Source organism: Nocardia sp. bgisy118, from assembly GCF_057708605.1.
The window spans coordinates 55,960-67,320 of the sequence record NZ_JBYISM010000007.1; the positions used below are offsets into that span (position 1 = coordinate 55,960).

An 11,361-nucleotide genomic window follows, 5' to 3' on the forward strand; every position below is an offset into this window, starting at 1 on the left:
CGCAACAACGAGATTCAGTCAGATGGGCGGTCGAATGCGGCTGCGGCTATGCTGGCCGCGTGGAACGACTGGTCTTTGTCATTCCGTTGGTGTGCTGGCTGCTGGCGGCGCGGTCGCCGCGGTATCGCCTAGGGGTGGGTGTCGCACTAGCGGCGATCGCGGCGACACAGCTGGTGGTGTCATTCCTCGCTTGGACGCTGCGCGAGGTGCAGTACAGCGTCGAGGTGTTGCTGACCTTGGCTAGCGTGGGCATCCTGGTGGTGGGTTTGATCACCGACCGGGCAGCGGGTGGTATGGCTTCACTTCGGACCGCGCTCGGTGGCGTTCTCGTCGTTCTCTACTGTGTGGCAAGCCCACTCGGTGTTTTGCTCATGCTGTCGTTCTGGTCGGACTACTTTCCGTCCTATGGCGGGAAGCCGGTTCCGGTGCCAGCCGCCGATCAGGTGCTGCCACTACCCGATGGCCTTGTGGTGCTCGCGGATTCGTCCTGGTGCTCGGAATCGCGACGAGGCCCGTGGTGCCACCGTGTGCTGTCCATCGGCAGTACCGACGGCACGCCCGATAGCGGGGTCGCCGACCGCCTGCTGCAGCATCTGCGCGACTCCCGCGGATTGCCACTCGAGTTGTATTCGAGCGGTAGCGACGGCCGCGGATGGGACATGTGCAGGAACACGGGATGGTGGCTCGACCGTGCAGTCGAAACCATTGATCTCACAACGAGAACGCCCGGTCCGCAGCACGGGGCTTCAGCCACCGGCTGGCCCGAGGGCGCACCGGAAGGCTCGGTCACCGTGGTGACAATCGGTATGACCCATCAGCGATGCGAAGCATGATGCCCCCTCATCGCGACGCTGGCGCGGCATGGTAATCGGACCAGTCCTCGGCGTTTCCAATCCTCTGTTCAGCTGATGAATACGTAGACGGTGAGTCCGGTTCCGACTGCCTGGCCGGCCCCGTTCTGGTGCATCCGCACGTCGATCACGTCACCCATCAGCAGGACCGGCTGCGCCGTGATCGGGATGGAGATCGGAGATTCGGGGACCAGGTTGGTGCCCTCTGTTGTGGTAACGGCAGCGAAAGTCTGCAGGACCGTGCCATTGCGAATGTGGCGAGCCGAGACGGTCACATTGTTGGTTGCCGCTCCGGTGATGGCCGAATAGCCCGGTGGGGCAACGAGTTCGACGTCGGTGACGGTGTCGCCACTGTAAAAGCCGGGGGAATAGACGCCGGCCAGGACCGTGGCGTCCGCGGCACCGGCCGCCTGAGCGGGCAAGATTGCCGAGAAGATCATCAGTCCTCCCAGGTGTATGCGGTGAATTGGTCAATGAGGTTTTGCATAGAGCGATCGCGATGTTCGTCGCGTACCTGATCCGCCGCGGTGACGGGGCGGGGCATGGGGCGGATGGCCGGCGGGTCGCCGCCTGCAGCTGCGATAATCGCGGCTTGCACGCCTTGCAGGGCATCGATGATCGACAGCAGCAGGTAGGTATCGATCGTGTAGCCCTCGGGCGTAGGTCCAGCAGGCCTCGCCGATTCGTCCTCGTAGAGGTTGGCCGCTTCTTCGGCGGTGACCATCTGTTCGGCAAGTTCGCGGTCCATCGACAGCGCCGAACGATACTGTGAACCGTGCGGGAGCCGGTCTTTGAACGCCCAGATGGTGCGCCAGTCGCGCGTGCGAATCGTGTCGGGCCCGAAGCAGTCCCGGACGTCGATGCCGCGCTCGAGCAAGTCGTAGTCGAGCGCGGCACCGAAACGTTCCCAGAACTCTACGAGCCCGACGATCCCCCCGGCAGCTCCGCGGCGCCCTGGCCGAAAAGGTGGGCGTAGAGATCGCGTTGGAAGGCCAACCACTCATCCAGCGGCCGCTCGGCGAAGAGCGCTTCGACGGTTTCGTACTGGTCGCCCAGCACGATGGCCATCTGCTCGTCGTCGTTGTCGGTCCGGCGCAGGGCCAGCAGCTGGCCCCGGGTTACGGGCGGGATAGCGATGTCGTCGGTCAGGCGGTAGGGCGCGCGTCTGCGCGGGGCGAGTTCCTGCTGGAGCTCGTAGAATCGTCCGCCGACCTCGGCCTTGTCGGCCGCTTCGTGAGTGGTGGTCATGTCAGATCTCCGGGAATGTGTTGTGTTACTTGGACTTCGAATTGCTACGACGCGAAGCGGCCTCTTCGACCTTGACCGCGTGGCCAAGCTTGTAGACGGCGTTGACGTACTCGGTGGCGCTGGAGACGACGTAGTCGTTCTCGCCGTCGGTCATCGTGACGGGGAATTCGGTGGGGATGGCGGACACTGGTGGACCCGCTTTCTTCTCCGGAAATATGGACAGGAAATGGTGTGGGGCGTGCCATGACCGGAGACACATGACACGCCCCACGCCCAGGCCGGAACCTGGGTGATCAGGGGAGAATTCGCGCTGCGACGAGCGGCGTCACGCCGCGGGGGCGATGCCGGTCTGGGCGACGATCTTCTTCCAGCCGAGGCCGCCGAAGCCGTGCGCGACGGCGTAGCCGGCGGTGTCGTCCTTGAACGCGACCATGGTCAGCTTCTGCGCCAGCACCTCGGTGGGGGTCCACTGCTCGCCGCCGAACTTGCTGACGGCGACCTTCGGCAGCACCTTGAACACGTAGATCGGGTCGGCGTCATTGCCGTCCTTGCCGATGATGATCGCCGAGTAGTAGGTGATCTGCTCCGAGGCGGGCTGCGGGAAGAACACCTCACCGGAGGCGGCGTTCGACTTGACCTGGGCCAGGTTCGCGCTGGTGGTCAGCTCGAGGGTCAGCGCGGTGGTCTGCTGCGGCTGGAACTCGATGGTGGTGATGTCGCTGGTGATGTCGTTGCGCACCGGCTGCAGTTCACCGTAGGCCTCGATCGGCGCGGCGGTGATACCGCGGGCGAAGGCCACACCGGTCTTCTTGTCGATCAGGCCGACCGGCTTGAAAGCCGCGGGTAGCGTCTGCAGCGCGCCGCTGGCGTCGGTGAACGCCGTCGGCGCGGCGGTGTACCAGGGCGCGAGGAACACCGCGGCGTCGAGCGGCTTGAGCAGCAGCGAACGCTGAGCGTTCTTGAGGGCCGTGAGGTTGGTGGCAGGCATGTGTCTCCATTCGAACGCCCGCGAATGCGGGCAGGGATTGACGGAAACGGCACCGCGTGGTGCCGGTGAAAAGCCCTATCCGCGACAGGGTTTCGGTCCGCCTATTGGCGGCGGGCTTCGATCGAGAAGGCGATCTCGACCATCTGATTGAGCGGATCGAGGTCGGGGACCTCGGTCAGACCGCGGCTGCGCCGCAGGATCGGCGGATGGAACTTCTGCTCCTCGGCCGCGATTTCCTCGACGTAGTCGACGAGGACACCGTTGACACGGCTGGCGGGCGCACTCAGGATCGCTTCACGGATTTGCACCGACAGTTGCTGTGCTGCGACGCGGCTGGTGCCGAACGCGACGGCACTCACCTTCGCCTTGTAGGTGACCGCATTGATATCGAGGGTTCCGCCGGTTGTGCGCACCCAGATCAGCGGCAGCGACGACTGCAGCGCGGCCGAGGTCGCCGGCAGGGTGGTCACGGTGGTGGCGATCGGGGTGAACAGATCGACCATGAACTGCTCGAAATCGGGGAACTCCCCCGGCACGGGATAGGTTGCCATCACGCCGCTTCCGAAGGCGCACCGACGGACACTACCGCTTCGAGCGTGCCGGAGGTGTCCGGCGCCGAGGCCGGAACGGCCGCATCGACAGTCATCGACACGCCCTGGGCGAGATTGAGCAGCACCTCGATATCCGCCCGCAGGGTGACCAACCGGGAAACCACGGCGTGTATATCGGTCGTGATGCGTTCGGCGAGGCCGAGGGATTCATCGGGAGTAGGCATGATCTTCTCCATCATCAGGTTCACGGGTAATCCGTGGAAACGAATACGTACAGATAGGAGCCAGGCACCGCCTGACACTCGGCGGCATGACCGCCCGGATTTCCGGGACACGCGGCACCCGGCTTGCCCGCCCCGCGAATCCTGCTCTGGCACTACGGTTACAGTCCGAACAGCGGCAGCAGCAGCGGAACGAGATCGCTGATCAATTCGAGGACATCTTGGATGACAACGAGCATTCCCATCACCCCCTCTCGAGTTCTCGGCAGAGCAACGGGATGAAACCCACAGCGCGTCAGCGCAAATGGGACAGATATGTTGCCGAACGGTCGATCAGTGGATCCCTCACCTTTACGGCGTTCTCCGCGGACTTGATCACGTTGATCGTCGTGGTGCGGTCGATACTCGGACCGAACGACCGGCGATCGAGCACGTCGTTGTTCAACGGTAGGACCTGCGGCAACGGAGTCGCTCTCGGCAACGCGGCGCCCGGCTGTGTCTGCGACGGTGCGGTGAACTGCTGCAGCACATTCTGCACCGAAGAGGTCAACGTACTCACCGCCGCAGTGGCCGCGGCACCGGCAGGACCGGCGACCGCACCGGCCAGTGCGGAGATTCCTGCCTGCGTGACCTGGTCGCGGGTGCTCTTGAAGATGTTGTACCAGCTCGGCCACTGCAGGAATCCGAATATCCGACCCGGTCGCGTCGTCGAGAGGAAACCATCGTCGTAATCCGGCCGCCGCCCTTCGGGCTCACCGCCTTCGGCGAGCCCGGCCGCGCCGACGAACGACTTACCGATAGCACTCCCTAAACCGCTTGCGACAGTGGGCCATTGCAGAAATGATCCGATGGTTCCCACGGGAGTAGTGGACAGCAGGCCGTCACCCGAATTCGGGCGACTTTCCTCCTCGGAGTTGATGCGCATTCCTTCATAGAACATAACGACCACCCATTAGCTGTGAATTATTGAAGTGCACGTCATCGTGTGCGTTGACGACCTCGGCCAACCGGTCGCTTGTTCGTCGGTGCCCCGAGTGGCTCGCCGGTGCCGCGGCACGTCAGAACGGCGATCACGAGATTGTGCCTTCCTGGATGAGGAGACGGTGCCGGTGAGAACGGGCAACGTATGGCTGGGGAGGCGACCCCACCCGCGTCCGCATGGCGGTACGGGTGGCGCCGCGTGCGCCCCGGCGTTCGGCCGGCCTGCAACCGTACGGACCAATCGACGGGAGTGCTGGCGGGCGGGGCGAGCTCGGTAGGGCAGAGGGCTTCGGGCGGGTGCATGACGAGTTCGGCGGGCACCCGCCCGGGGCTGTTCACTTGTGCGCGCGGCGAATTGGTGACCCGGCGCAGCACCGGGAGTCGTTTGGACGTCGTTCCGCCCCCGTCCGGGGGAGCGACCAGGACAGAACGATTCGCCCGCACCGCAGTTGCACAGCACGTCCATGGTGATGTGGACGAACGGGACACGGCTGGGTTGTCTGTGCGGTGGTCCCACTCCGGGATTCGAGGGGTCGACCGGAGTGGGGCCACCGTGCCCCTACGCTGCGACAACGTCTGTGACCGCGAACCACCCGCGGGAGACGGGAGCGATAGGGGCGTGCATGCGGCGTGCTCTGAACCCGCGTTCTACCGTGTTCTCGGTGTTCGGGGGCGTGCCGCATGAGCGGACCGACGGACGATTGACCGCCGTCAGCTATATGCCGTTCCTGGGCATTTCGGCCGGTGGCACGGCCAGGGCGATGGCGCCGTTGAGAGATCGGTCGCCCCTTGGTGCGCGGCGTCGGCTCGGCGGGTCCAGATGTCGTAGCCGAAGAACCGCTCCTTGCTGGTGCGAACATGAGCGAGCACCAATCACTCTGTCGTCGAACACAATTCCGGCGCGTTGGCACAACCGCACTAGGACTTGATTCGGCAACCAGGATCGGATAGAACTTCACCGTTGTAATTCGCTCCGCGAAACATGCAGCACGCCAACCGGTTTGCAGCGTTCGCGGGGTCGGGAGGATAGGAAAAATCATGCGTCTGACTACCAGAAAATTCGGCCGTAAAGCTCTCATCGCGGCGTTGCCGCTCGCGATCGCGGTGACCTTCGCGGGCGCAGGAGCAGCTTCTGCCGACGCCTCTGGCGTCGCCCCACAGTCGGTCCCCGTCGTGAAGACAGTCGAGGCTGCGCAGGCTCCGGGAACGGTTCAGCAGGTGATCCCGGTCATCGTGCAGCCCGCCGCCGCGGCCGTCGAGCAGCCCGCCGACGCGGATGTCGCACAGCCCGCCACTGCGGAGGTCCTGCAGCCGGTAGCGGCTGCGGTGCCGCAGGACATCGCGACCAATCCCAATGCGGCCAACCATGATCCGCTGGCCAATGGCGCGGCAGCGGGCGGAATTGCCGGGGCCGTGTTCGGAGCCGTGGTCTGCGCCGCCACCATCATCGGGATTCCCTTCATGCCGCTGTGCGCCCTCGGCTCCGGTTTCCAGGGCGCCTTGGTCGGTTTGATCGTCGGCGCGATCGCCCCGGACGTCATTCCGCAGGTCCTGCCCTGATCCCCCCGCCACCAAACAGTATTCGGTGCCGGAGTTTCCGGACCGATGCGGCGTGGATGGCGCGTCCTCTCCTTCGATGAAGCCTGCACATCAGCACGGAACTCGTCCATGTCGATGCCGGCACCTGCGGCGATGATTCCCAATCCCGGTTTGCCGACCACGCTGCTCGCGAGACTCGACCTCGCCGACCCGAGGGATGAGGTGCCCCACCCCCGGCTCGTAGCAAAACCGGGGGTGGGGCGGGCGCCCCGCGGCTCGGACCGTCTTCGACCGCGATTGTGTTGCGGGAGAAGGGAGCCGGGCGGGGCGGGCTGGTGGGGTCAGCGGGTGCGCGAGGAGTCGGGGATGATGCGGCCTTCGGCTATCAGGGCGCGCAGCGCTTGGTCCTTGCGGCGGCAGTAGTCGGGGGCGCATTCGCGGTGGACGCGCATGATCTGGTGCGCCAGATCGATGGTCGGCGTCGTCGGAAGTGCGCTGTGCGCGTCGAGCTCCAGCAGTGCGCGGATGGCTTCGTCCATGGCTGTCTCCTCGCTGATGACCTGGCCGAGTCACGGCCGGCGGGACGAGTGCCCCACCCCCGGCCTGGAGGAGCACGCCGGGGGTGGGGCGGAGGCCCGAACGTCCGCGCTCGTCTACGACCGCGCACCGGAGTGACGGGGACGGGCGGCGTTCGGGCTTATGCGGCAAGCTCTGCCCCGCTTGTCAATCGACATCGAGAGGGTTTCGGGGGCGTGCCGCATGTTCGGGGGGTGGGAAGTCTCCGGAAACAACCGTGGCACTGTACGTCCGCGGTTTTCAGACGCACAGTGCCACGAGTAGATCTGGGAGAGTGGAGGTTTCCCGGCAGATTCCGGGATGAAGGCGCAGCTCTGGCGCTGCACCAATCTTCACCTAACGCGATGCGAATGTCAACACCTGAATTTTTGATGCCTTCGAAATACCTGGTGAGAGCACATATTTCAGCATTGCGCGGTGCGTTCCGTACTTCCGTTCGGCAGGCCCGAATCGGTGCACATTGCTCCCCAGGATGGTGTCCGCAGCGGGATATGTTGCGACGATGTCCCTGTCGCGAACCGGGGAGGCGGCCGCCGTTCGCGATTACAGGAAGGGCACCCAGAGGTGGCGCGGACAGAAACCGCTGGCGCGACCATGAAGCGGGCGAGAGGTTTCGCGCGCGAGTGGCTGAACCCGCAGAGAAAGAAGAAGCCGCCCAACCGGTACTGGTAACCAGTTGGACGGCGATGGTTTTCAACGGCGTCGATGACGGAGCGATCGTCAGGTTCCCACCACTGACCTCGCGAGAATTCCCGCGCAATGCGATTCGGTCCAGCAGCAGGCGCGGTTCGCCGCCAGTAAGCACCGCTTCGGAAACGCTATGCAGCGCGACTCCGCGCGGCACTGGCCGCCTTGCGCCGCGACCTTCTTGGATGGGCAAGGTGTTGGTCGAGAACCTCTCCCGCGACGAACATCTCGGGCCAATCGGGAGCCCACGGCCCCGGCACCGGGGCGATCTTTCCCGCGTCGCGCAGCGTTTGCACGCGGCGGACAGTCAGATTTCGATACTCGTCTCCGAGCTCCTTCGCCAAAGTGGCGATGCCCGAAGCGTTGAGGCGGCGGGAACGTGCCTGGTCGATCATCGAAGGGTCGAGGTTCACCTCGACCGCCGGTGGGCAGACGACCCTTGTCGCGGCCCGCACCGCCTCGCCGATTTCCCGCGACGCGCTCTCGACCCCCGGGGTCATCGCGAGCGCGATCAGGTTCTTGTCCAGCCATCGCGACAATCCGGCGGTCGTGGTCGAACTCGTGTAGCCGAGACCGCGTTGCTCGCAGACCAACCGGACCCAGCCGACCAGGACAGCGTGCAGATGGTCGGCCGCGTGGGCGGCGGCCGGGTTGTACGGCAGCGGTTGCTCGCTGGGACGGCGTCGCATGCGGTAGTCGCCGCGGCTGCCGAGCTTGCCCTGACGAGTCCGCGCAATCGCGAGATCCTCTGCTAGATCGGGGATTTCGCGAACCAACTCGACGAGTTCGCGTACTTCGGCGCGGCTCAGGTACAGGTGGTTCGGTTCGTCGTTCACACTCGCCCCCGGAGCGCGCCGTCGGCGACTTCGGCGTTGAGCTGCTGGGCAAGTCGCTCGGCGTGGCCATGCCGGATGTAGTCGTCGGTGTGCCTGCCGTCGACGAGATATCCGCGTGCGAAGGCCACCGCGCCGGACCAGCTGCGCCAATACTGCGGCGACCACCAGCGTTGCAGCTGCCGCCGCCCAGCCACATCGATCAAGCTCTGCCCCCACCGCAGCGCCGCCTGCGGCGAGGAGAGGCTGAAATACCCGCTGAGGTCGGCGATCGAACGAAGCGGATTGCCCGCGGGCAGCGCGGTGATCGGATCACCGGGCGCTGCTACCCAATAGGTCGGGACGTTCGGTACGTCGCGTTGGCCCGCGATCCCATAGCCGCCCGGATCGACGCCGAGGCACTTACCCTCCGGGCGGAGCGGATCGGCGATGAGGGCGCATGCGATGACCTGCGCCAACTCGCCTCGCCCGACCGAGGCCGCGATGTCACCCGCGATGGCGGCGCCCTGGGAGTAGCCCGCCAGCACCACGCGCCGGTTCGAAGCCTCGATCGCGGCGATCAGCGCCTTCCGTCCCACCACCAGGCTGTCCGCATACGGCATCGTGCGGCCGTAGTCGGCTGGATAGGGGACGATTCGCGGACTGAAGCGATCCGGGTCGAGGGATGCGGCGAACGCGGCGCTGATCCCGTCGCCGTGCGGATGCCACGTGCCGGGCATGATCAGGACATCGATCGGCTCGGGCGGCGCGGCGGAGTTCCACAGTGCACGAAAACTTCTGGGGCTTGCCATATTCAGACCTGCGACCTTTCATCGCTCGTGAGTGTGTCGGAGTAGTGATCCGGATCGGCGGTGCGCACCGCACGCCGCGATCTCGCTGCGCCTCCGGGGTCGGGCGACGCCCGCTCGCCGCATCCGACCAATCGCGGCGACGCACCGGCGACGTACGCGAGCGCGACCGTCGCGATAGCTGATCGATCGCCCGCAGCGTCGAATTTCGAGGTCGAGCGGAAGTGATTCCAGTCACAAAAGGTTTGAGACACGTTCGGCGCGAGGCCCTTATCCCGCCATGTGGTCACTTCTCCCCCGCCTGCGGGATCAGCTCGGCGGTCCGGCAGCCGACGAACGCGGCGATACGGGCAAGTTCGCAAAGTGTGAAGGACCCACGTGCAGCTAACCGCCGCCGCAGTGCCGTCGCGGGCATCCCGGTGTGCTTGACCAGGTCATTCAGTCCGATCCCCCGCTTCGCAAGAACGTGTTGCACACGCTCCGCAACCATGACATCCAAATGATCCATACGGATTACCATAAGGTCCGTTTGGACCTTTCACAAGCCCGATCGGCCTTCGGGTCGGGCCGCGAGCTTTCGCGGCGCAACCCGGCGATGCCAGCGGCATGTCGTTTGCGAGGTAGCCATTCGGACCTCAGAATGGTCCATATGGGTGCGAAAGAGACGGCTTCGGGCATCAATCGTGCGGTGGGGAACGAGTTGCGAGCGGCGCGAGCACGCCGCGATCTGACCCGTCAGCAACTGTCGGAACTGACCGGCCTCGCCGTCAGCACGATTCAGCGCTTCGAGAACGGTGAGCGATCCCCTGACATGCAACAACTGCACGCACTTTGCGAGGCGCTGGAGATTCCCATGCGCGAGTTCGTCACCATGGCGCTGAAAGACATCGAGCGCACGGACTGATCACCACCCACATCGATTACTGCCCGGGACCGAACCTACGGTCCCGGGCAGTCGACCCCGACAATGAACGGTGCGTCTCGCGGGTCGATCGACCCGCGCGCGATGGTTCACGCGCAGCGCGAACCGGTGACTCCCTTGACGGCGGATTCGATGGCCACTTCGGCGTATTCGACAACGGCCTGAACCGTATCGACACCCATCACCCAAGAAGCCAGCACGACATCGCACAATGTCGCGGTGCCGTGCAGAATCCGATGCGCAGCGTCGTCACCGATCGCCGCGCCAAGTGCCGCAGCAGCGCCCGCGCCCCGCCCCACTGCCAACTCCGTTACCGAGCCGATCTGGTCCACGACCTCAGTTCCCCTTCATCTCAGTGCTCAACCCTCGAGCGCGAGCCTGGAACGAAATTTCCACTGTCGTCCCAGAATCACGGTAGTTATATCCCATCGCCGCGCACGCGGCTCGCCAAAGTTGCCCCGCTACACAACGATTCGCAGGTCCAGCACGACCATGTGATTCTTCCAGCCGATAGCTGAAGGTTCGCGGCATTGCCCCATCCAACGGGGCCGCGCAACTTGCACCGATGGATAAACCCGTCCATACCAACGACATCCGACGTTCGAACCTCGGAATGTCAAGTGCGCCGCCAGCACGACTGTGTCGTTTCCGAACCATCCACCCGCGCCTGGTCGCGACCCGACTCCGGCTCTCGTCGCTCGTGTCCGCGTCCGCCGATACATACTGAGCGTCATAGTATTTCGCGTACACCCACCGCACGCGCTCCGCGACGCAAACGGCGTCTGTTGCGCGGTCGGATCACACGAATCGTGACCGAAATTCCCCACCCGACAACACACCCCAGCCTTCCTCGAACAGCATCACCACAAAGATGTGCACGCCGGTGCGGCTCCCCGATGAACCCCACACCCGCCGCGGCCGCACGCAAGGGCCCGGTATCCGTACCGCACCAGCCCGAGAGACCGGAATCCGCCGCCGGAACCACCTGTCCAACCTTGCAGGCGACCATACTCGCACATATTTTCGAATATCAAGGGCGTACGATAGTCTTCGAGGATTCACTGATGAGCATGCCGCGCCGACAACCGGGCGCACCGGAGGCGCGGACTCGATCACCCACCCACCGGCCATGAGGCGACATGCGGACAGCCACGCTCACCGACTCTCACCAGTTGT

16 protein-coding genes are annotated in these 11,361 nt (G+C 65.0%); 3 read left to right on the plus strand and 13 right to left on the minus strand.

The window, feature by feature from the left end; all coding sequences use genetic code 11:
* The first annotated feature begins 59 nt into the window (after positions 1-59).
* On the plus strand, positions 60-833 hold the full coding sequence (locus AC3EO7_RS11075; RefSeq protein ID WP_435591124.1) for a hypothetical protein: 774 nt from the start codon (positions 60-62) through the stop codon (positions 831-833).
* 68 nt (positions 834-901) lie between these two features.
* Here AC3EO7_RS11075 and AC3EO7_RS11080 read toward each other — a convergent pair whose 3' ends face one another.
* From AC3EO7_RS11080 to AC3EO7_RS11115, 8 genes are all read right to left on the minus strand, one after another.
* The gene (locus AC3EO7_RS11080) at positions 902-1,291 is read right to left on the minus strand and encodes a hypothetical protein (protein WP_435591125.1); all 390 of its coding nucleotides are present in this window, start codon (positions 1,289-1,291) and stop codon (positions 902-904) included.
* Positions 1,291-1,728 (minus strand): hypothetical protein, encoded by a 438-nt coding sequence (locus AC3EO7_RS11085; protein ID WP_435591126.1) that lies wholly within the window; start codon positions 1,726-1,728, stop codon positions 1,291-1,293. The genes AC3EO7_RS11080 and AC3EO7_RS11085 overlap by 1 nt, the downstream gene beginning before the upstream one ends.
* A 38-nt stretch (positions 1,729-1,766) precedes the next feature.
* Positions 1,767-2,099 (minus strand): hypothetical protein, encoded by a 333-nt coding sequence (locus AC3EO7_RS11090; protein WP_431968267.1) that lies wholly within the window; start codon positions 2,097-2,099, stop codon positions 1,767-1,769.
* Between the two features lie 25 nt (positions 2,100-2,124).
* Complete coding sequence (locus AC3EO7_RS11095) at positions 2,125-2,286, minus strand: hypothetical protein (RefSeq protein WP_431968269.1); 162 nt, start codon at positions 2,284-2,286, stop codon at positions 2,125-2,127.
* Positions 2,287-2,424: 138 nt separating this feature from the next.
* The gene (locus AC3EO7_RS11100) at positions 2,425-3,087 is read right to left on the minus strand and encodes a phage tail tube protein (protein ID WP_431968271.1); all 663 of its coding nucleotides are present in this window, start codon (positions 3,085-3,087) and stop codon (positions 2,425-2,427) included.
* A gap of 101 nt (positions 3,088-3,188) precedes the next feature.
* On the minus strand, positions 3,189-3,638 hold the full coding sequence (locus AC3EO7_RS11105; RefSeq protein ID WP_067835979.1) for a hypothetical protein: 450 nt from the start codon (positions 3,636-3,638) through the stop codon (positions 3,189-3,191).
* Complete coding sequence (locus AC3EO7_RS11110; RefSeq protein ID WP_431968275.1) at positions 3,638-3,862, minus strand: hypothetical protein; 225 nt, start codon at positions 3,860-3,862, stop codon at positions 3,638-3,640. The genes AC3EO7_RS11105 and AC3EO7_RS11110 overlap by 1 nt, the downstream gene beginning before the upstream one ends.
* A 292-nt stretch (positions 3,863-4,154) precedes the next feature.
* The gene (locus tag AC3EO7_RS11115) at positions 4,155-4,799 is read right to left on the minus strand and encodes a hypothetical protein (protein ID WP_431968277.1); all 645 of its coding nucleotides are present in this window, start codon (positions 4,797-4,799) and stop codon (positions 4,155-4,157) included.
* Between the two features lie 1,127 nt (positions 4,800-5,926).
* Here AC3EO7_RS11115 and AC3EO7_RS11120 point away from each other — a divergent pair.
* Complete coding sequence (locus AC3EO7_RS11120) at positions 5,927-6,400, plus strand: hypothetical protein (RefSeq protein WP_435591127.1); 474 nt, start codon at positions 5,927-5,929, stop codon at positions 6,398-6,400.
* A 320-nt stretch (positions 6,401-6,720) separates the two neighbouring features.
* Here the strand turns inward: AC3EO7_RS11120 and AC3EO7_RS11125 are convergent, their stop codons facing one another.
* The 4 genes from AC3EO7_RS11125 to AC3EO7_RS11140 all read right to left on the minus strand — a co-directional run bounded on the left by AC3EO7_RS11125 (position 6,721) and on the right by AC3EO7_RS11140 (position 9,771).
* Positions 6,721-6,918 carry a hypothetical protein gene (locus tag AC3EO7_RS11125; protein ID WP_431968281.1) on the minus strand — a complete coding sequence of 66 codons (198 nt, stop codon included), beginning with the start codon at positions 6,916-6,918 and terminating at the stop codon, positions 6,721-6,723.
* Between the two features lie 855 nt (positions 6,919-7,773).
* Complete coding sequence (locus tag AC3EO7_RS11130) at positions 7,774-8,478, minus strand: hypothetical protein (RefSeq protein WP_435591129.1); 705 nt, start codon at positions 8,476-8,478, stop codon at positions 7,774-7,776.
* The gene (locus AC3EO7_RS11135; protein ID WP_435591130.1) at positions 8,475-9,266 is read right to left on the minus strand and encodes a hypothetical protein; all 792 of its coding nucleotides are present in this window, start codon (positions 9,264-9,266) and stop codon (positions 8,475-8,477) included. The genes AC3EO7_RS11130 and AC3EO7_RS11135 overlap by 4 nt, the downstream gene beginning before the upstream one ends.
* Before the next feature lie 283 nt (positions 9,267-9,549).
* Positions 9,550-9,771, minus strand: a complete 222-nt coding sequence (locus AC3EO7_RS11140; RefSeq protein ID WP_431968287.1) for a helix-turn-helix domain-containing protein — start codon at positions 9,769-9,771, stop codon at positions 9,550-9,552.
* Positions 9,772-9,912: 141 nt separating this feature from the next.
* On the opposite strand from AC3EO7_RS11140, the gene AC3EO7_RS11145 reads away from it, so the two are divergent.
* On the plus strand, positions 9,913-10,167 hold the full coding sequence (locus AC3EO7_RS11145; RefSeq protein WP_431954146.1) for a helix-turn-helix domain-containing protein: 255 nt from the start codon (positions 9,913-9,915) through the stop codon (positions 10,165-10,167).
* 107 nt (positions 10,168-10,274) lie between these two features.
* On the opposite strand, the gene AC3EO7_RS11150 is transcribed toward AC3EO7_RS11145, so the two are convergent.
* Complete coding sequence (locus AC3EO7_RS11150; RefSeq protein WP_431968289.1) at positions 10,275-10,517, minus strand: hypothetical protein; 243 nt, start codon at positions 10,515-10,517, stop codon at positions 10,275-10,277.
* Positions 10,518-11,361: the final 844 nt, after the last annotated feature.